This window comes from Streptococcus mitis, from assembly GCF_003942865.1.
Lineage (GTDB): Bacteria > Bacillota > Bacilli > Lactobacillales > Streptococcaceae > Streptococcus > Streptococcus mitis_BI.
This window is the reverse complement of record NZ_RJNZ01000008.1, coordinates 24,252-46,112: the sequence shown is the minus strand read 5'-3', so window position 1 is coordinate 46,112 and position 21,861 is coordinate 24,252. Positions and strand designations below refer to the sequence as shown.

General features: G+C 40.4%; 18 protein-coding genes. All 18 read left to right on the top strand.

Annotation, left to right across the window (positions count from 1 at the left end):
- Positions 1-38: 38 nt before the first annotated feature.
- The 18 genes from D8845_RS06595 to D8845_RS06510 all read left to right on the top strand — a co-directional run bounded on the left by D8845_RS06595 (position 39) and on the right by D8845_RS06510 (position 21,845).
- Positions 39-248, top strand: a complete 210-nt coding sequence (locus tag D8845_RS06595) for a helix-turn-helix transcriptional regulator (protein WP_001107500.1) — start codon at positions 39-41, stop codon at positions 246-248.
- Complete coding sequence (locus D8845_RS06590; protein ID WP_070842509.1) at positions 238-726, top strand: DUF6773 family protein; 489 nt, start codon at positions 238-240, stop codon at positions 724-726. Before D8845_RS06595 ends, D8845_RS06590 begins: the two co-directional genes overlap by 11 nt.
- Positions 727-841: 115 nt before the next feature.
- On the top strand, positions 842-2,302 hold the full coding sequence (locus tag D8845_RS06585; protein ID WP_125452899.1) for a nicotinate phosphoribosyltransferase: 1,461 nt from the start codon (positions 842-844) through the stop codon (positions 2,300-2,302).
- Entirely contained in the window at positions 2,299-3,123 is an 825-nt protein-coding gene (gene nadE / locus D8845_RS06580; protein ID WP_125452898.1) for an ammonia-dependent NAD(+) synthetase, read from the top strand. The genes D8845_RS06585 and nadE overlap by 4 nt, the downstream gene beginning before the upstream one ends.
- Positions 3,124-3,332: 209 nt before the next feature.
- Positions 3,333-3,881, top strand: a complete 549-nt coding sequence (locus tag D8845_RS06575; protein WP_125452897.1) for a GNAT family N-acetyltransferase — start codon at positions 3,333-3,335, stop codon at positions 3,879-3,881.
- A 166-nt stretch (positions 3,882-4,047) separates the two neighbouring features.
- On the top strand, positions 4,048-4,758 hold the full coding sequence (gene ccdA2, locus D8845_RS06570) for a thiol-disulfide oxidoreductase-associated membrane protein CcdA2 (RefSeq protein ID WP_125452896.1): 711 nt from the start codon (positions 4,048-4,050) through the stop codon (positions 4,756-4,758).
- Between the two features lie 13 nt (positions 4,759-4,771).
- On the top strand, positions 4,772-5,335 hold the full coding sequence (locus tag D8845_RS06565; protein WP_125452895.1) for a redoxin family protein: 564 nt from the start codon (positions 4,772-4,774) through the stop codon (positions 5,333-5,335).
- A gap of 9 nt (positions 5,336-5,344) precedes the next feature.
- Positions 5,345-6,457, top strand: a complete 1,113-nt coding sequence (gene msrB / locus D8845_RS06560; protein WP_125452894.1) for a peptide-methionine (R)-S-oxide reductase MsrB — start codon at positions 5,345-5,347, stop codon at positions 6,455-6,457.
- A 70-nt stretch (positions 6,458-6,527) separates the two neighbouring features.
- Entirely contained in the window at positions 6,528-7,265 is a 738-nt protein-coding gene (locus D8845_RS06555) for a response regulator transcription factor (protein ID WP_125452893.1), read from the top strand.
- Entirely contained in the window at positions 7,262-8,953 is a 1,692-nt protein-coding gene (locus tag D8845_RS06550) for a cache domain-containing sensor histidine kinase (protein WP_125452892.1), read from the top strand. Before D8845_RS06555 ends, D8845_RS06550 begins: the two co-directional genes overlap by 4 nt.
- A 114-nt stretch (positions 8,954-9,067) precedes the next feature.
- Positions 9,068-9,631, top strand: coding sequence for a TIGR01440 family protein (locus D8845_RS06545; protein ID WP_049521452.1), 564 nt, complete (start codon positions 9,068-9,070; stop codon positions 9,629-9,631).
- A 2-nt stretch (positions 9,632-9,633) separates the two neighbouring features.
- Positions 9,634-15,477, top strand: coding sequence for a ZmpA/ZmpB/ZmpC family metallo-endopeptidase (locus D8845_RS06540; RefSeq protein ID WP_125452891.1), 5,844 nt, complete (start codon positions 9,634-9,636; stop codon positions 15,475-15,477).
- Between the two features lie 72 nt (positions 15,478-15,549).
- Positions 15,550-17,271, top strand: coding sequence for an aminodeoxychorismate synthase component I (pabB, locus tag D8845_RS06535; RefSeq protein WP_125452890.1), 1,722 nt, complete (start codon positions 15,550-15,552; stop codon positions 17,269-17,271).
- On the top strand, positions 17,272-17,889 hold the full coding sequence (locus D8845_RS06530) for an alpha/beta fold hydrolase (RefSeq protein WP_125452889.1): 618 nt from the start codon (positions 17,272-17,274) through the stop codon (positions 17,887-17,889).
- Positions 17,890-17,938: 49 nt separating this feature from the next.
- Positions 17,939-18,748 (top strand): excalibur calcium-binding domain-containing protein, encoded by an 810-nt coding sequence (locus D8845_RS06525; protein WP_185757412.1) that lies wholly within the window; start codon positions 17,939-17,941, stop codon positions 18,746-18,748.
- Between the two features lie 184 nt (positions 18,749-18,932).
- Positions 18,933-19,823: an Ltp family lipoprotein gene (locus D8845_RS06520; protein ID WP_260467944.1), complete on the top strand. Its 891-nt coding sequence runs from the start codon at positions 18,933-18,935 to the stop codon at positions 19,821-19,823.
- A gap of 125 nt (positions 19,824-19,948) precedes the next feature.
- Complete coding sequence (locus tag D8845_RS06515) at positions 19,949-20,908, top strand: ROK family glucokinase (protein ID WP_020902451.1); 960 nt, start codon at positions 19,949-19,951, stop codon at positions 20,906-20,908.
- A gap of 97 nt (positions 20,909-21,005) precedes the next feature.
- The gene (locus tag D8845_RS06510) at positions 21,006-21,845 is read left to right on the top strand and encodes a thymidylate synthase (RefSeq protein ID WP_125452887.1); all 840 of its coding nucleotides are present in this window, start codon (positions 21,006-21,008) and stop codon (positions 21,843-21,845) included.
- Positions 21,846-21,861: the final 16 nt, after the last annotated feature.

The following is a 21,861-nucleotide window of genomic DNA, read 5'->3' as shown; positions in this document are numbered from 1 at the left end:
AAGAGTAGATGAGTATTAAAACTATAAGGAGGACGCAGGTGGCTAAAAATTTAAAATTAAAATTAGCTCGGGTTGAGCTTGATTTAACTCAAGGTCAACTGGCAGAGGCTGTTGGTGTGACACGCCAGACTATTGGTTTGATAGAGGCAGGGAAATACAATCCCAGTCTCTCGCTCTGCCAGTCCATTTGCAGATGTTTAGGGAAAACCTTAGATCAACTATTTTGGGAGGAAGAAGATGGTAAATAAATTTATTCATTATCAATTACTTGACGAAAGAGAAGAACAACTAATCAATAAAGCTGGAGCGGAATCCTTTACCCTCTTCATTGGGCTTGTGCTTCTAAGCTATTTGGTGGCTGTATTAGCTCCCTCTATTTTTAATCCGAATTTTCTAGTCTATACTCTGATAGTAGGAATTTTCTTCTTTTTCAATCGTGCTCGTTATCTGGGAGTGACCTACTATAGTCGTTTTCATTTTACGATTTTGGGTTGTTTTTTACTAACCTTGGCTATTACGGCTCTTTTGATGTTACAGAATTATCAATTCAACATAGAAATTTATCAGCACAATCCTTTGAATGTTAAATACCTGTCTGCTTGGGCAATTACTTATGTTATTTACCTTCCTTGGGTTTTTATCGGCAATCTTGGTCTGAAGAGCTATGGCGAATGGGCTCAGAAAAAGTTTGAACAAGACATGGATGAACTGGAGAGTGGAGAATAGCTTGTTACTCTTTTCTCAATCCAGCTAAAATGTGATATAATAGTACTAATTTATTGGAATACATGAAAGTTCTTGAAAATTTTCATGGGTTTCTAGCTAAGGAAGTAGGAAAAGTATGTATCCAGATGATAGTTTGACATTGCACACGGACTTGTACCAGATCAACATGATGCAGGTTTACTTTGACCAAGGGATTCACAATAAGAAGGCGGTTTTTGAGGTGTATTTCCGCCAACAGCCTTTTAAGAATGGCTATGCTGTTTTTGCAGGTTTGGAAAGAATTGTGAGTTATCTTGAAGACCTGCGTTTTTCAGATAGTGATATTGCCTATTTGGAGTCGATTGGTTATCATGGGGCATTCTTGGACTATCTCCGCAATTTCAAGTTGGAGTTGACCGTTCGTTCTGCCCAAGAAGGGGATTTGGTTTTTGCTAATGAACCGATTGTGCAGGTGGAAGGCCCTCTAGCCCAATGTCAGTTGGTCGAAACGGCTCTTTTGAACATCGTTAACTACCAGACCTTGGTGGCGACAAAGGCAGCTCGTATTCGTTCGGTTATAGAAGATGAACCCTTGATGGAGTTTGGGACACGTCGGGCTCAAGAGATGGATGCGGCCATCTGGGGAACACGCGCAGCGGTGATTGGTGGTGCCAATGGAACCAGCAACGTGCGTGCGGGTAAACTCTTTGACATTCCTGTTTTGGGGACCCATGCCCACGCCTTGGTACAGGTTTATGGTAACGATTATGAAGCTTTCAAGGCTTATGCTGCGACCCACAAAAATTGCGTCTTTCTTGTGGATACCTACGACACTCTTCGCATCGGTGTGCCAGCTGCCATTCAGGTGGCGCGTGAGCTGGGTGATCAGATTAACTTTATGGGTGTGCGGATTGACTCTGGGGATATTGCCTACATTTCCAAGAAAGTCCGTCAGCAACTGGACGAGGCTGGATTTACAGAGGCTAAGATTTATGCTTCTAATGATTTGGACGAAAATACCATCCTCAACCTCAAGATGCAAAAGGCCAAGATTGATGTCTGGGGTGTGGGAACTAAGCTGATTACAGCCTATGACCAGCCAGCTCTTGGGGCAGTTTATAAGATTGTTGCCATCGAAGATGAAAATGGGAACATGCGCAATACCATCAAGCTGTCAAATAATGCTGAAAAAGTGTCTACACCAGGTAAGAAGCAGGTGTGGCGCATTACCAGTCGTGAAAAAGGCAAGTCAGAGGGTGACTACATCACTTATGATGGTGTTGATGTGAGTGACATGACAGAAATCAAGATGTTCCATCCGACTTATACCTACATCAAGAAGACCGTTCGTAATTTTGATGCCGTTCCTCTCTTGGTGGATATCTTCAAAGACGGAAAGTTGATTTACAACCTGCCTAGCTTGACTGAGATTCAGGATTATGCTCGTAAGGAATTTGACAAGCTTTGGGATGAGTACAAGCGCGTGCTTAATCCACAGCATTATCCAGTGGATTTGGCGCGTGATGTATGGCAAGACAAGATGGACTTGATTGACAAAATGCGTAAGGAAGCCCTCGGTGAAGGAGAAGAAGAATGAGTTTGCAAGAAACGATTATTCAAGAGTTGGGTGTCAAACCGGTGATTGATGCTCAGGAAGAAATCCGTCGTTCCATTGATTTCTTAAAAAGATACTTGAAAAAACACCCCTTCCTTAAAACTTTTGTACTAGGGATTTCTGGAGGGCAGGACTCGACTTTAGCAGGACGTTTAGCTCAATTAGCTATGGAAGAACTGCGAGCTGAAACGGGCGATAACAGCTACAAATTTATCGCTGTCCGTCTGCCTCATGGAGTGCAAGCTGATGAAGCAGATGCTCAAAAAGCTCTTGTTTTCATCCAACCAGATATCAGCTTGGTTGTGAATATCAAGGAATCAGCTGATGCCATGACAGCCGCAGTTGAAGCGACAGGTAGCTCTGTTTCAGACTTTAACAAGGGCAATATCAAGGCTCGTTGCCGTATGATTGCTCAGTATGCCCTTGCTGGTTCCCATAGCGGAGCGGTCATTGGAACAGACCATGCTGCGGAAAATATCACAGGTTTCTTTACCAAGTTTGGTGATGGTGGTGCGGATATTCTCCCTCTTTACCGTCTCAATAAACGTCAAGGAAAACAACTCTTGAAGGAACTTGGTGCAGACCCAGCCCTTTATGAAAAAATCCCAACAGCAGACCTAGAAGAAGATAAACCAGGTCTAGCTGACGAAGTAGCCCTCGGAGTCACTTATGAAGAGATTGATGACTACCTAGAAGGCAAAACAATCAGCCCAGAAGCTCAAGCGACTATCGAAAACTGGTGGCACAAAGGACAACATAAACGCCACCTACCCATCACCGTCTTTGATGATTTTTGGGAGTAAAAAGGTCCGGGGGACCTTTTTAGCTTCTTGCCCTGAAATTAAAAAGCAAGAAAAACCTCCACTGGAGGTTTTCAGCCTCTCACCTTGAAATAAGAAAGTGAGAGAAGGTCCGGTGGACCTTTTTAGCTTATTACCTTGAGATTCCAAAGTAAAACAAGTTTCAATGGAGATTGGACAGAGAATCATCTATCAGAAAGTGAGGTAGTATCATGAAAGCAATCGGTACGCAAATATTACAGACAAATCATCTGATCTTGAGAAGATTTGTGGAGAGTGACGCGGATGCTATGTTTCAAAATTGGGCTTCATCCGCTGAGAATCTGACCTATGTCACTTGGGATCCTCATCCTGATGTCGATGTGACTCGAAACTCTATTCGTAATTGGATTGCCTCCTATGCTAATCTCAACTATTACAAATGGGCCATTTGTCTCAAAGAAAACCCGGAACAGGTGATAGGAGATATCAGCATCGTTGCAATAGATGAGAACGATTCTTCTTGTGAAATTGGCTATGTGCTAGGCAAGGTTTACTGGGGACATGGGATGATGACAGAAGCCTTTAAAGCTGTCTTGGACTTTTGTTTTACTCAAGCAGGTTTTCAAAAAGTTAGAGCTCGATATGCCAGTCTCAATCCAGCTTCAGGTCGTGTCATGGAGAAGGCTGGAATGTCTTATCTAAAGACTATTACCAATGGTGTAGAGAGAAAAGGCTATCTTTCGGACCTTATTTATTACCAGATAAGTAGGGAAGACTAGTGAAATTTCTTTTCTGTTTCCATCAAAGTCAGACTGTGTCTGGCTTTTTTTGCAATATTTTTTACATAACCTGATTAAATTCCTATTTTTCCCTATCATTGTCCCTGTTTTTTCTGGAATTTTGGGGCTATAATAATCCTATCAAATCAAAGAATGGAGGAAGGCAATGGATAATATAATCTTTTTTATCAGTGTGTTTCTTGCTGGAATTCTTTCCTTCTTTTCTCCTTGTATCTTACCCTTGTTACCGGTTTATGCAGGGGTCTTGTTGGATGACAAAGATGGTGCTCAGGCTTCTAGTGGAAAATATTCAATCTCACTTGTTAGTCTATTGAGAACTTTGGCCTTTATAGTAGGGATTTCCTTTGTTTTTATCTTACTAGGCTATGGTGCTGGTTTTTTAGGAGACCTTTTGTATGCCTCTTGGTTTCAGTATGTGACGGGTGTGGTTATCATTCTCTTGGGCTTGCACCAGATGGAAGTCTTACATTTGAAGGGACTCTACAAGGAAAGAAGGCTACAACTACAGAGACAGGGGCAAAAGGGTAACGGCTATAGTCAGGCATTTTTACTGGGATTGACCTTTAGTTTTGCTTGGACGCCATGTGTGGGACCGGTTCTGGGCTCTGTTTTAGCCTTAGCGGCTTCAGGTGGCTCAGGTGCTTGGCAGGGAGCTGGCCTCATGTTGATTTACACGCTGGGTCTAGCACTACCATTTTTGGTTCTAGCTCTTGCCTCCAGCTATGTTTTGAAACATTTCCGAAAACTTCATCCCTATCTAGGGACCCTCAAAAAAGTGGGTGGTTTCCTCATTATCGTGATGGGAATCTTGGTGCTTTTGGGAAATGCTTCCATTTTGACTACATTATTTGAATAGAGAGGAAAAAGAAATGAAAAAATGGCAAACATGTCTCCTTGGAGTAGGCTCAATCTGTTGCTTGGCAGCCTGTTCGGCTAAAAATATGTCAGACGAATCTACTATGAAGGAGCAAACAACAACAGAACAAGTCAGTTCACAAACTGCTACTAAAGGTCAGGCGGTTGCTGATTTCGAACTGACGGGAGTAGATGGCAAGACTTACCGCTTGTCTGATTACAAGGGCAAGAAAGTCTATCTCAAATTCTGGGCTTCTTGGTGTTCCATCTGTCTGGCCAGTCTTCCAGATACGGATGAAATCGCTAAGGATGCTGGTGATGACTATGTGGTCTTGACAGTGGTGTCTCCTGGACACAAGGGGGAACAAGCAGAAGCAGACTTTAAGAACTGGTACAAGGGCTTGGATTATAAAAATTTCCCAGTTCTAATTGACCCGTCAGGCAAACTTTTGGAAAGTTATGGTGTCCGTTCTTACCCAACTCAAGCCTTTATAGACAAGGAAGGAAAGCTGGTCAAAACGCAACCTGGTTTTATGGATAAGGATATGATTTTAAAAACATTGAAAGAAATGGGGTAGAGAAAGATCATGAATGATAAAGTAAAATTGTTTGTCTTGGCAGGAATCTTTTTCCTAGCCATAACCGGTTTCTATTTTCTATTGATGCGAAATGCAGGGCAGACAGATAGCTCGCAAATTGAGAAGGCATCAGTTAGCCAAGGAGGAAAAACAGTGAAAAAAACAGAAATTAGTAAAGATGCAGACTTGCACGAAATTTATCTAGCTGGGGGATGTTTCTGGGGAGTTGAGGAATACTTCTCACGCGTTCCCGGTGTGACAGATGCCGTATCAGGTTATGCAAATGGTAGAGGGGAAACAACTAAGTACGAATTGATTAACCAAACAGGTCATGCAGAGACTGTCCATGTCACCTATGATGCTAATCAAATTTCCCTCAAAGAAATCCTGCTTCATTATTTCCGCATTATCAATCCAACCAGCAAAAATAAACAAGGAAATGATGTAGGAACCCAGTACCGTACTGGTGTTTATTACACAGATGACAAGGATTTAGAGGTGATTAACCAAGTCTTTGATGAGGTGGCTAAGAAATACGATCAACCTTTGGCAGTTGAAAAGGAAACCTTGAAGAATTTTGTAGTGGCAGAGGATTACCACCAAGACTATCTCAAGAAAAATCCAAATGGCTACTGCCATATCAATGTCAATCAGGCAGCCTATCCTGTCATCGATGCTAGCAAATATCCTAAACCAAGTGATGAAGAATTGAAAAAGAACTTGTCACCTGAGGAGTATGCAGTTACCCAGAAAAATCAAACAGAACGAGCTTTCTCAAACCGCTACTGGGATAAATTTGAATCTGGTATCTATGTGGATGTGGCAACTGGCGAACCCCTATTTTCATCAAAGGACAAGTTTGAGTCTGGTTGCGGATGGCCTAGTTTCACTCAACCCATCAGCCCAGATGTTGCCACCTACAAGGAAGATAAGTCCTACAATATGACACGCATGGAAGTACGGAGCCGAGTTGGAGATTCTCACCTTGGCCATGTCTTTACGGACGGACCACAGGACAAGGGTGGTTTGCGCTACTGTATTAATAGTCTCTCTATTCGCTTTATTCCCAAAGACCAAATGGAAGAAAAAGGATACGCTTATTTACTAGATTATGTTGATTAAGAGGGCTTTCCTAAGCAGTTAGAGGAGAATTTTGCTATACTGATACTAGTAAGTGACAAAGGAGAGAAGCATGACCTACACAATCTTAATCGTAGAAGATGAATATCTGGTAAGACAAGGCTTGACCAAGCTGGTCAATGTAGCGGCCTACGATATGGAAATTATCGGTCAGGCTGAAAATGGAAGACAGGCTTGGGAATTGATACAAAAGCAGGTGCCAGATATCATTTTAACCGATATCAACATGCCTCAGCTAAATGGCATCCAGTTGGCCAGTCTGGTCCGAGAAACCTATCCTCAGGTTCATCTAGTTTTTTTGACAGGCTACGATGATTTTGATTATGCCTTGTCTGCCGTCAAACTAGGTGTGGATGACTACCTACTCAAACCCTTTTCTCGTCAGGATATTGAGGAAATGCTGGGGAAAATCAAGCAGAAGTTGGACAAGGAAGAGAAGGAAGAGCAATTACAAGATTTATTGATCGATAAGTTTGAGGGAAATATGGCCCAGAAAATCCAGTCCCATCTGGCTGATAGCCAGTTTAGTTTAAAGGCTTTGGCCAGTGACTTGGGCTTTAGTCCGACTTATCTGAGTTCTTTGATTAAGAAAGAGTTGGGTCTGCCTTTTCAGGATTACCTGGTGAGAGAGCGTGTCAAACAAGCTAAGCTCTTGCTTCTGACCACAGATTTAAAGATTTATGAGATAGCAGAAAAGGTTGGCTTTGAAGATATGAACTACTTTACCCAACGCTTTAAGCAGATTGCGGGTGTGACACCTCGTCAGTTTAAGAAGGGAGAAGGCCAATGAAGCGTTCTTCTCTCCTAGTCAGAATGGTTATTTCCATCTTTCTGGTCTTTCTCATTCTCCTAGCTGTAGTTGGGACTTTCTACTATCAATCTAGTTCATCAGCCATTGAGGCTAGCATTGAGGGCAATAGCCAAACGACAATTAGCCAAACTAGCCACTTTATTCAGTCTTATATCAAAAAATTAGAAACCACCTCGACTAGTTTGACCCAGCAGGCAGATGTTCTGACCTATGCTGAGAATCCAAGTCAAGACAAGGTCAAGGGAATTCGAGATCTATTTTTGACTATCTTGAAGGCAGACCAGGACTTGAAAACTGTTGTGCTGGTGACTAAATCCGGTCAAGTCATTTCTACAGATGACAGTGTACAGATGAAAACTTCCTCTGATATGATGGCTGAGGATTGGTACCAAAAGGCCATTCATCAGGGAGCTAAGCCTGTTTTGACACCAGCTCGTAAATCAGATAGTCAGTGGGTCATTTCTGTCACTCAAGAACTTGTTGATGCAAAGGGAGCTAATCTGGGCGTGCTTCGTTTGGATATTTCTTATGAAACTCTGGAAGCCTATCTTAACCAACTTCAGTTGGGTCAGCAGGGCTTTGCCTTTATCATCAATGAAAACCATGAATTTGTTTATCATCCTCAACACACAGTTTATAGTTCGTCTAGCGAAATGGAGGCCATGAAACCCTATATTGAGACAGGGCAGGGCTATACTCCAGATCACAAATCCTACGTCAGTCAGGAAAAGATAGCAGGAACTGATTGGACGGTGCTTGGTGTGTCTTCGTTGGAGAAGTTAGATCAGGTTCGGAGTCAACTCATGTGGACCTTGCTTGGAGCCAGTGTCACATCTCTTCTTGCCTGTCTCTGCTTGGTGTGGCTTAGTCTTAAACGCTGGATTGCTCCTCTGAATGACTTGAGAGAAACCATGCTGGAGATTGCTTCTGGTAATCAGAACCTTCGTGCCAAGGAAGCTGGTGCTTATGAACTGAGAGAAGTGACTCGCCAATTTAATGCCATGTTGGATCAGATTGATCAGCTGATGGCGGATATTCGCAGGCAGGAAGAAACGACTCGTCAATATCAACTTCAAGCACTGTCGAGTCAGATTAATCCGCATTTCCTCTATAACACCTTGGACACCATCATCTGGATGGCAGAATTTCAGGACAGTCAGAGAGTGGTTCAAGTGACCAAGTCCTTGGCTACCTACTTCCGCTTGGCGCTCAATCAGGGTAAAGATTTGATTTGCCTCTCTGACGAAATCAATCATGTCCGCCAGTATCTCTTTATCCAGAAACAACGCTATGGAGATAAGCTGGAATATGAGATTGATGAAAATCCTGCCTTTGATAAGCTAGTCTTGCCTAAGCTGGTCCTACAACCTCTTGTAGAGAATGCCCTTTACCATGGCATTAAGGAAAAGGAAGGTCAGGGACATATTAGAGTTTCTGTTCAGAAACAGGATTCGGGCTTGGTCATCCGTATTGAGGATGATGGAGTGGGCTTCCAAGATGCTGGCGATAGTAGTCAAAGTCAACTCAAACGTGGGGGAGTTGGTCTTCAAAACGTTGACCAACGGCTCAAACTTCATTTTGGAGAAGATTACCAGATGAAGATCGATTCTGTCCCCTCAAAAGGGACGACAGTTGAAATATACATAAATAGAATAGAAACTAGTTAACTCCCAGTCAATTCTGGGAGTTTTATGCGTAATTGGGTAAGCTTTCTAGGTTGTCTATCTTGCTAAAAATAAGAAAAAACGATATGATAGATAATGACAAAAGAGGTATCAAGTATGAAGGAAAAAGACATTCAAAGAGAAACAAGCCAGATTGTAGAAGATGTGTTGGAAAAGGCCAATTTGAAGCAAGGATCTATCTTTGTTTTGGGCCTTTCTTCTAGTGAAGTCATAGGTGGTCAGATTGGCAAGGAATCCAGCCAAGAAATTGGCGAAATCATTGTGAAGACCATCCTAGATATCTTAGAGGAAAAAGGAATTCATCTAGCTGTTCAAGGTTGTGAACATGTCAATCGGGCCCTCGTCGTTGAACGTCAGGTGGCAGAGCAGTTTGGTCTGGAAATCGTCAGTGTCCTTCCTACCCTTCATGCAGGAGGTTCAGGTCAGTTGGCAGCCTTCAAGTTTATGCAAGATCCAGTTGAGGTTGAATTTATCAAGGCTCATGCTGGATTGGATATCGGAGACACTGCAATTGGCATGCATGTCAAGCATGTTCAGGTTCCGATTCGCCCTCTTTTGAGAGAAATTGGGCATGCCCATGTAACGGCTCTTGCTAGTCGTCCAAAATTAATTGGAGGTGCGCGTGCGCATTATCCACAAGATTCTATCAGAAAGTCGTAAGAATGAAAAAAACAAAACAACAACTAGAAAAAATTACCAAATATTCCATTCGTAAGCTAACTGTTGGGGTAGGTCCTGTAGCCATTGGGGCCTTCCTTTTTGGTGCCAGTACCCTTTCAGTAGATAAGGTGCACGCCAATGAAGTCGGTGGTGCTCATAGCGTTCATTACCGTTATTTGGCGGAGCAGGAATTGACCGAGTCTGAAAAAGCTCTGATTCATCATGAGGTTCCAACAGAGTTTCAAGATGAAGATATTATTTATGTAGTTTATCGCAAGAAGGCGACTACCAGTCAACAACTTCCTTACACAGGCAGTAAGGAAGTTGCTCTAGCAGGTCTTGGCTTGGCAACAGCCTCGCTAGCGGTTCTATTAGTTTCAAAGAAACACCGCAGTAAAGTACTTGGGGTTCTGTTAATCAGCTCTATTGGAGTCAGCAATTTTGTACCTTTTACTGCCTTTGCATTTGAAAATAAAGAGTTACTTTCTTATAACCAAACTATTTCAGCCTCTACACATGAAGGTTTGGCTAAAGGAGTTATTCATATTGAAGGATATGAGTATGTTGGTTACTTTAGAGAATCAAAATCGACTATCAATACAAGCAGTAAAAAAGGCGAATCTTTAGTTCAAGAATCGCAAGCAGCATATACTGGAAAGGTTGAGGCTAAAGGCACTCAAGAGACTGGTAAAGAGGGCGAGTCTTTAGTTCAAGAACCACAGGAAGCATATACTGGAAAGGTTGAGGCTAAAGGCACTCAAGAAACTGGTAAAGAAGGCGAATCTTTAGTTCAAGAACCACAAGCAGCATATACTGGAAAGGTTGAGGCTAAAGGCACTCAAGAGACTGGTAAAGAGGGCGAATCCTTAGTTCAAGAACCACAAGCAGCATATACTGGAAAGGTTGAGGCTAAAGGCACTCAAGAGACTGGTAAAGAGGGCGAATCCTTAGTTCAAGAATCACAAGCAGCATATTCAGGAAAAATTGAAGCCAAAGGCACTCAAGAAACTGGTAAAGAAGGCGAATCTTTAGTTCAAGAACCGCAAGCAGCATATACTGGAAAGGTTGAGGCTAAAGGCACTCAAGAGACTGGTAAAGAGGGCGAATCCTTAGTCCAAGAACCGCAAACAGCATATTCAGGCAAAATAGAGGCTAAAGGTACTCAGGAACCCGGTAAAGAGGGCGAGTCTTTAGTTCAAGAACCGCAAGCAGCATATACTGGAAAGGTTGAGGCTAAAGGCACTCAAGAAACTAGTAAAGAAGGTGAATCTTTAGTTCAAGAAAAGTTACCTGAATATAAAGTAACTGAGGGCGCGGTTACGAAAGAAACTACTACTGAGATTGACTATAAGACAGAAATTATCGAGGATCCAACCAAATATACGGATGAAGAAACTGTAGTCCAAGATGGAGAAAAGGGTAGTAAAATTACCAAAACGACTTATAAGACTCTCGAAGGTGTTGAGACTGACCAAGTTTTAAATACAACAACCACTGTCGTCAAAGAACCAGTCACTAAAAAAATAAGTCGTGGGACAAAACCAATTGAAGGAACTCTGGTAGAAGAAAGTCTTGAAAAGATCCCATTTAAGGAAGTTGTTAAAGAAGATGACCAACTGAAAAAAGGTGAAAGAGTTACTGTCCAAGAAGGAAAAGATGGGCAGAAAAAAGTTACCAAGACTTACAAAACTATCAAAGGTTTAAAAACTGAAGAAGCACCTAAAATTGTGGAACAGGTTCTGGAGTTAGACCAAGATCGTATCGTCAAATTAGGAACTAAAAACTTTGAAAAACCAATCTTAAGTTTGTCACTTGTTGATGTTCAAGATTTAAAACGATCATCTCAAATTCGTTATAATTTGGAAAATCCAAGTAAGGCAGCCATTAAATCTATTACCCTAACTCTGAAAAAAGGTGATGAGATTGTGAAGACATTGAATGTTTCACCAGAAGATCTAACAGCTTCTTTGACAGACTTACAGTACTACAAAGATTATAAACTTGAAACGAAGATGGTTTATGACCGTGGTGAGGGTGATGAGGAAGAAGTTCTGAAAGAAGAACCGCTAAGAATTGACCTCAAAAAAGTTGAAATCAAAAACATCAAAGAAACAAGCTTGATGAGTGTAGATGCTGACGGTAACGAAACAGATTCTAGTTTGCTGACAGAAAAACCAGCTGATGTTGCTCCACTCTACCTACGAGTTACAACTCACGACAACAAAGTTACAAGACTGGCTGTTGACAAGATTGAAGAAGTAGAAAAAGACGGAAAAACTTTATACAAAGTCACTGCCAAAGCACCTGATTTAGTTCAACACACAGATGTTTCTAAATTGGCAAACGAGTATGTTCATTATTTTGAAAAACAAAAAGCACACGATGGTGATGTATATTATAGCTTTAACGACCTAGTAACGGCTATGAAAGCTAATCCAAGTGGTACCTTTAAACTTGGTGCAGATTTGAATGCAGCAAATGTACCAACTCCGAATAAACAATATGTACCTGGTAAATTTAGCGGAACTTTAACAAGTGTTGACGGTAAACAATATACCATTCATAATATGGCTCGTCAGTTATTCGATAACGTTGAAGGCGGTACAGTTAAAAACATTAACTTAGGTAATGTTAATATTAATATGCCTTGGATTGAAAATATTTCCGCACTATCAAGAGTAATTAAAAATGCCACAGTTGAAAATGTTAAGGTAACTGGTAGTATCCTTGGTAAAGATGGTATTGCTGGTATCGTAAATAAAGGAGATACTGGTGGACTTCTTAAAAATGTTGCTTTCATCGGTAAACTAACAGGTGTCGGTAATAAAGGTTGGGATCTTGGTGGTATCGCCGGAGAACTTTGGCGTGGTAATATTAAACATGCATACGTAGATGCTGATATTGTTGCAGATAGAGCACGTGTTGGTGGACTTGTCGCTAGAACCGATAACGGTTCTGATCCTAATGGTATTGATAAATACGCTTCTGTTCGTAACGCTGTTACTAAAGGAACTATTGATGTGAAGAACCCTGTTGAGGTAGGTGGTTTCATTAGTAAAAACTGGACATGGGGGCGTGTTGCTGACACAGTTTCAATGATGAAAGTCAAAAACGGTGAAGAATTCTACGGTTCTAGAGATTTAGAAGCAGAAGGTGGATATTACACAAAAAACTGGATTGAAAGAAACTACGTTGTTAAAGATGTGAGTGAAGGTTCTCACTCATTTAACGGTTCTCGTAGTAATCGAATCCAAGAAATCAGCCTAGAAGATGCAAATAAAAAAATAGAATCATTCGGAATTACAGCCGATAAATTTGAAATTAAACCTCTTGTTGAAGATACACTAAATAGTGTAAAACCAAAATCTGACACTTACAAGGATACTCAAGATTACGATGTATCTCGTGAGCTTGCTTACCGTAATATTGAAAAGCTTCAACCATTCTATAACAAAGAATGGATTGTAAATCAAGGTAATAAGATTCCTGCAAATTCTAAATTACTAACTACTGAAGTATTATCTGTTACAGGTATGAAAGATGGACAATTTGTGACCGACTTATCAGATGCTGACCATATTATGATTCATTACGCTGATAAGACGAAAGAAATTAAGGCTATTACACAAAAAGAATCTAAGGTTCAACAAGTTCGTGAATATAGTATTGAAGGATTAGGAGATATTGTCTACACACCAAATATGGTTGTTAAAGAGAGAACACAATTAATCAACGATATTAAAGCTAAATTATCTTCTGTTGAATTATATTCTGATGAAGTTCGTAAGATCCACGGTGATCCGAAAATGTTATACTTAGATGAAAACTTCAAAGAAGTAAAAGATAACCTTGATGCATTTGTAAAAGCTTTAGTTGAAAATGAAGACCATCAATTAAATACGGACGAAGCAGCTCAACGTGCATTGATTAAAAAAGTTGAAGATAACAAAGCTAAAATCATGTTAGCTCTGGCTTACTTAAACCAATACTATGGAATTAAATTTGACGGATTAAATATCAAAAATATGATGACCTTCAAACCTGATTTCTACGGTAAGAACGTTAACGTACTTGATAGATTAATCAGCTTCGCTTCAAATGGTAACAACCTAAAAGGTGATCAATCACATGATGCATTTAACAGAGCTCTTGCAAGTGCTACTGGTAAAGCTAACTTACACGAATTCCTGAAGTACAACATGGAATTATTCACTAGTGAAACAGATATGAATACTTGGTTCAAGAATAACATTGCAGATAACGCTTATGTTGTTGAGAAACAATCATCAAATCCTGATTTTGCGAATAAGAAACATAAATTATATGAAGTAATTAATAATGGACATCACGGACGTTATATTTTACCACTTCTGAACCTGAAGAAAGCGCATATGATCTTAATTACAACCTATAATACCATTGCCTTTAGTTCATTTGAGAAATACGGTAAGAATACAGCAGAAGAACGTGAAGCGTTCAAGAAGAAAGTTGATTTACGTGCGCAAGAACAAATCAATTATTTAGACTTCTGGTCAAGACTTGCTGCAGATAATGTACGAAATAATCTTCTTAAGAGTGAAAATATGGTACCATCTGCAATTTGGGATAACCATGATGTACCAGGTTTAGGATGGGTTGACCGTATGGGACATACGAAGAAAGGCGATTTTGCTCCAATTCGTGAATTCTATGGTCCGACTGATAAGTGGCACGGATACAATGGAATGGGTGCATACGCTTATATCTTCCAAAATCCACAACCACAAGAGGCTGTATATTACATCATCTCTAGCATGATTAGTGATTTTGGTACATCTGCATTCACTCACGAAACAACTCACATCAATGACCGTATGGCCTACTTAGGAACATGGCGTCACCGTGAAGGAACAGACGTTGAAGCCTTTGCTCAAGGTATGTTACAATCACCATCAGTTTCAAATCCAAATGGTGAATATGGTGCCTTAGGATTAAACATGGCTTACGAACGTAAAAATGATGGAAATCAAATTTACAACTATAATCCGAATGTGTTAAATAGTCGTGAGAAAATCGATCACTACATGAAGAATTACAATGAATCCATGATGATGCTTGATTACTTAGAAGCTGAGTCTGTTATCAAGAAAAATACTGGAACAAATGATAAGTGGTTCAAGAAAATGGATCGCGAATGGCGTTCAAACGCAGATCGTAATAATCTAAAAGGCGAGCCTCATCAATGGGATAAACTTCGCGATTTAAATGATAGCGAGAAAGCTGAGAAAATCACAAGCATTGACCAATTAGTTGATAATAACTTTGTGACAAAACATGGTATGCCAGGAAATGGACGTTATCGTTCTGAAGGATTTGATACAGCGTATCAAACTGTTAATATGATGTCTGGTATTTACGGTGGTAACACAAGTAAGAGTGCGGTTGGTTCAATCTCATTCAAACATAATACCTTCCGTATGTGGGGATACTTCGGTTATCTAGACGGATTCTTAGGTTATGCATCAAACAAATACAAACAAGAATCTAAAGCTGCTGGTAATGTAGGTCTTGGTGATGACTTTATTATTAATAAAGTTTCTAACGGCAAATTCCAAAGCTTAGAAGCATGGAAGAAAGCATGGTATCATGAAGTACACGAAAAAGCCCAAAGAGGTTTTGTTGAAATTGAAATCGATGGTCAAAAGATTTCAACTTACGCACAACTTCAGACTTTATTTGATGCAGCGGTCGAAAAAGACCTTCAAGGTAATGATTTCAAGAATACTGTAGATCTTAAATGGAAGGTTTACAAACAACTCTTGCAAAAATCAGATGGATTTGCTGGTGATTTATTCACTAAAGCATAATTAATAGTAAGAAAATAATAAAAAGGTAGATCAGCTTTGTCTGGATCTGCCTTTTTATGCTATACTTGAAATATGCATAGAAAAACAGTGATTGATTTTAGAGCTTTGGGGGAGAGATACACCTTTACCCAGCCGATTAAAGAGTTGAAAACGAGAAATATAGCAGAAGTGGAAGATTTGCTGGCACAAGTGGAGAGCTACCAAGAGCAAGGCTATTATGTGGTGGGCTATGTCAGCTACGAGGCTGCACCTGCTTTTGAGGAGAAATTAGCAGTTCATAAAGATCCTTTACTGGGAGAGTACCTGCTATATTTTACAGTTCATGATAGGGTAGAAACATCCCCTATTCCTCTGATTTATGACGAGGTTGATTTGCCTTCAAACTGGCAGGAAGTAACATCTGCAGCAGACTATGAAAAGGCTATTGCCCAGATTCACCATCATTTGCGGCAGGGAGACACCTACCAGGTCAACTACACAGTCCAACTCAAGCAAGATTTAAGCGCCAATCCTTTTGCCATCTACAATCGTATGGTGGTAGAGCAGGAGGCGGGTTACAATGCTTATGTTGAACATGACGAGATGGCAGTGATTTCCATGAGCCCAGAGCTCTTTTTTGAGCAAAATGACCGTGAGTTGACAACGCGACCAATGAAGGGAACGACTCAGCGTGGCATGACTGACCAAGAAGACTTGGAGCAGGCCAGTTGGTTGGAACAGGATCCCAAAAATCGCTCTGAAAATATGATGATTGTGGACCTCTTGCGCAACGATATGAACCGTATTTCTGAAGTGGGAAGTGAGCATGTGGAGCGTTTGTGTCAAGTGGAGCAGTATTCAACTGTCTGGCAGATGACTTCGACCATCAAGAGTCAGTTGCGAGAGGATGTTGACCTTGTTGAAATCTTTCGCTCTCTCTTTCCTTGTGGTTCCATAACGGGAGCTCCCAAAATTGCGACTATGGAGATTATAAAGGACTTGGAACCACAACCGCGCGGAATCTACTGTGGAACCATTGGTCTCTTGCTTCCAAATGGACGACGGATTTTTAATGTGGCCATTCGGACCATTCAACTCTACAAGGGGCAAGCTATCTATGGAGTTGGCGGAGGAATTACATGGGATAGCACTTGGGAGTCTGAATACCGCGAGGTTCATCAAAAGGCAGCAGTTCTCTATCGTAAACAAGCTCGTTTCAAACTGATTACTACAGGGAAAATCAGCCAAAAGAACTTGTTCTTTGAAGAACAACATCTGGAAAGACTGAGAAAAGCTAGTCGGTATTTTGCCTTTCCATTTGATTCAGAAAACTTGAAACAAAAGATAGAGGAAGAGTGTCATGCTTGTGATGCTAATCAAGATTACCGCTTGCGTATTTCTCTCGACAAGTCTGGAGAGATAGAAGTCGATTGTCAAGTATTAACACCTCTTAGTCTAAGTTTTTGTCAGGCCAAACTTTGTCTGCAGGAAGCTAATTTGCAACAAGCCTTTACCTACTTCAAAACGACTCACCGACCGCATTTGAGCCTAGGGAAACAAGAGAAGATATACCACAATAAGTTAGGAGAACTTCTTGAAACCTCTATTGGAAATTTGGTCTTAAAAATGAATGGTAAACTCTACACGCCACCAAGTCAACTAGGTCTTTTACAAGGAATTTATCGTCAGCATTTGCTGGGAACAGGACAGGTAGAAGAGAAAGCCTTGACCATAGAAGATTTGAAGGGAGCAGAAGCTATCTATGGCTGTAATGCAGTCAGGGGCTTGTATGAGTTGTCAGTAAGGGAGAACTAAATGAAATTAATATTTTTACATGGCCTAGGCCAGTCAGCAGATAGTTGGAAAGAAGTGCAAGAGTTTCTTGTAGATTATCCCTCTGAAGCCCTAGAGTTATTTCCTTCCGGAGTTGCTACCTATCAAGAAGCCAAGGAGCGCATCTATCAGTATTTATCAAAGGAGACAGAACCTTTTGTTTTGGTTGGATTGTCCTTAGGTGCTGCTCTGGCACTAGAACTATCTAGTTACGATTTACCAAATCTTCGAGCTTTGGTTCTGTCAGGATGCCCGCTAAAATTAGCAGGGAATATCCTATTTTATGTTCAATTGTTGATATTTAAATTACTTCCCAAAAGAGTATTTGAAAAACAGGGAGCAGACAAATCTCTTATGGTCGGAGTTTCTGAGGAATTGAAGATACTTGATTTAACTGCTATAGCAGGGACTTGTCCTTATCCAACCTTACTAATTTGTGGCAGCAAAGATAAACCGAATCTTAGTTCTATGAAAGCTCTCCACAGATTGTTGACAAATTCGCAGTTTCAGATCATTCCTGACGGCCCTCATGTCTTGAATAAGGAAAAACCAAAGGAGTTTGTAGAAAAAATCAGAAGTTTCCTTGAATTGCTGAAATAAGTTTGATAAAACAACATTAAAAACGATATTATAATTATGGGAGAAAGAAATGAACAAACGTCTATTTTTTAAAATGAGTCTGGCTACCTTACCAGTTTTAGCCTTGTTTTCACAACCTGTGTTAGCAGAAGAAAACATTCATTTTTCTAGTTGTAAAGAAGCTTGGGCGAATGGCTATTCGGATATTCACGAGGGAGAACCTGGTTATTCTGCCAAGTTAGACCGCGATCATGATGGTGTGGCTTGCGAATTGAAAAATGCTCCTAAGGGTGCTTTTAAAGCAAAACAAGCGGCTACAACTCAAACTGATACAACTTCATCCACAGCAAGTGGTTGGGTTAAGCAGGACGGTTCTTGGTATTACTTTGATGGAAATGGAAATCCAGTGAAAAATGCTTGGCAGGGAAGCTATTATCTGAAAGCGGATGGTAAAATGGCACAGAGCGAATGGATTTATGACTCTTCTTATCAAGCTTGGTATTATTTGAAATCAGATGGTTCTTATGTAAAAAATGCATGGCAAGGAGCTTACTACCTTAAATCAAATGGTAAGATGGCTAAAGGTGAGTGGGTCTACGATAGTAGCTACAAATCATACTACTACTTGACATCAGAAGGCAGTTACGCTCGTAACACTTGGTCAGGTAATTATTATCTCAAATCAGATGGTAAGATGGCTAAAGGTGAGTGGATATATGATAGTAACTATAAATCATATTACTACTTGACATCAGAAGGAAGTTATGCTCGTAACACCTGGGTAGGAAATTACTATCTTAAATCAAACGGTAAAATGGCTGTTAATGAACGTACACCAGATGGTTATCGTGTAGATGGTTCAGGTAAATGGGTTAAATAAGAAATTAAAAAATAGGATAATAGGTAATATCAGATGAACATGTCTTTTGTGTTGCACTTCATTTTAAAATAGGGCTTTCATAAATAGTTATTATTTTAATATAAAAAAAGATTAAGGATATGGTATACTATAGGTATAAATCATTAAAAACAACGGAGATTTTTATGAGAAGATCAAAAAAATTTTGGTTACAAGTTTAGCAGCAACTACACTTGCACTTGTTTCTCTTTCAGATACAATGGGGATGTTGCCTTTCTCATCTCAGAAAGTATCTGCTCAAGAAAAGGATGCGTCTAAAAATGGTAAGATTGTAAAAGAGAATACAAAATCCGCACCAAAACCCGCGCCGAAGCCGGCACCGAANCCAGCACCAAAACCNGCGCCGAAGCCNGCANCAAAACCNNCGCCGAANCCNGCACCAAAACCGACTGAAAAAGCTAAAGAAACAACTCCTAAACAGGATAAATCACAATCTAAAGTTCAGTCTGGCTGGGTAGGAAATTACTACCTCAAATCAGATGGAAAGAGAGCTAAAAATCAATGGGTAGATGGTGGTCGTTATTATGTTGATTCTGATGGAAAAAAGGTTAAAAGTGACTGGATTTATGATAAAAACCATGGTTCATATTATTATCTAACAGCAGAAGGAAGCTCTGCTCGCAACAAATGGGTAGGAAATTATTATCTCAAATCAGATGGTAAGATGGCCAAGAATGAATGGGTAGATGGTGGCCGTTACTATGTAGGATACGATGGTGTGCGGCAACCAAAACCGGCAAATGGGAATCCATACTCAGCAGCTTTAAAGGAAGCACAAGCTTATAATAGGATTCATTTGTCAAAAAAAAGAATTTATAGGATGTTAATTTTTGAAGGTTTTAATAGTGACACTGCACAATATGCTATCAATCATTTGCAAGCAGACTATAAGGCGAATGCCTTAGCTACAGCAAAGAAATTTCGAAAATGGTTTAAGGAATCGAAGTCAGCAATTTATAAGCAACTAGTTTCGCCTTATGGTGAAGAATTTACAGAAGAAGAAGCTAATTATGCAATTAATCATTTAGATGATTAACAGATACTAGTAGGCGAAAAATTCCTTATAATTCATTCACGCAAACCTTTGCATGATTAACTAAATTTTGTTATACTATATCTGTAAGCATTTTCAGTTAATTCATAATGAAAAAGGAGAATATGATGAGTCAAAAGATTATTGGGATTGATCTTGGTGGAACTTCTATCAAATTTGCAATCTTGACAACAGCAGGAGAAATCCAAGAAAAATGGTCTATCAAGACTAATATTTTGGATGAGGGAAGTCATATCGTAGATGATATGATTGAGTCTATTCAACATCGTTTGGACTTGCTTGGATTGGCAGCAGCAGACTTCCAAGGTATCGGAATGGGATCACCAGGTGTGGTTGACCGTGAAAAAGGAACAGTTATTGGTGCCTACAACTTGAACTGGAAAACCCTTCAACCAATTAAAGAAAAGATTGAAAAAGCCTTGGGTATTCCATTCTTCATCGATAATGATGCCAACGTGGCAGCTCTTGGTGAGCGCTGGATGGGTGCTGGTGATAACCAACCAGATGTTGTCTTTATGACACTCGGTACTGGTGTTGGTGGCGGTATCGTTGCAGAAGGCAAATTGCTTCACGGTGTTGCTGGTGCAGCAGGTGAGCTTGGCCACATCACTGTTGACTTTGACCAACCAATTGCATGTACTTGCGGTAAGAAAGGTTGCCTTGAGACAGTTGCTTCAGCAACAGGGATTGTCAACTTGACTCGTCGCTATGCTGATGAATACGAAGGCGATGCAGCCTTGAAACGCTTGATTGATAACGGAGAAGAAGTAACTGCTAAGACTGTCTTTGATTTGGCAAAAGAAGGAGACGACCTTGCTTTGATTGTTTACCGTAACTTCTCACGTTACTTGGGAATCGCTTGTGCTAACATCGGATCAATCCTAAACCCATCAACAATCGTTATCGGTGGTGGTGTATCAGCTGCAGGAGAATTCCTTCTACAAGGTGTTCAAAAAGTCTACGATGAAAATACCTTCCCACAAGTACGCACAACAACTAAATTGGCTCTTGCAACTCTAGGAAATGACGCTGGAGTTATCGGAGCAGCATCACTTGTATTGCAATAAAATAAAAAAGGAGAAAATTGCTTTCCAGAAGCGAGTGATTTTCCTCCTTTCTTTTTTTATGCTATACTAGTTAGGACAATAAATGAGGTGAGAGTAAATGACAAAAGCAGATACGATTTTTAAAGAAAATATTGAACGAATCCTCAAAGATGGCGTCTTTTCTGAACAAGCACGTCCTAAGTACAAGGATGGAACTGTTGCTAACTCCAAGTACGTAACCGGTGCCTTTTCCGAGTACGACTTATCTAAAGGAGAATTTCCTATCACAACCTTGCGTCCTATTGCCATCAAATCCGCCATCAAGGAAGTGCTCTGGATCTACCAAGACCAGTCTAATAGCCTAGAAGTGCTTAATGACAAGTACAATGTTCACTACTGGAATGACTGGGAAGTGGGAGATACAGGAACCATTGGTGAGCGCTATGGTGCTGTTGTTAAGAAACACGACATCATCAATAAGATTCTCAAGCAGTTGGAAGCTAATCCTTGGAACCGTCGGAATATTATTTCTCTCTGGGATTACCAAGCTTTCGAAGAAACAGATGGGCTACTCCCATGCGCCTTTCAGACCATGTTTGATGTCCGCCGTGTAGATGGAGAAATCTATCTAGATGCGACCTTGACCCAGCGCTCCAATGATATGCTGGTGGCCCACCACATCAATGCTATGCAGTATGTGTCTCTTCAAATGATGATTGCCAAGCATTTTGGCTGGAAGGTTGGGAAGTTCTTCTATTTCATAAACAACCTCCATATCTATGACAATCAATTTGAACAAGCTCAGGAATTGCTTCGTCGGGAGCCGTCAAATTGCCAACCACGCTTGGTTTTAAATGTTCCTGATGGGACTAGTTTCTTTGATATCAAAGCAGAAGATTTTGAATTGGTGGATTATGACCCTGTCAAGCCACAGTTGAAGTTTGACCTAGCTATTTAAAAGAATAGAAAAAAGA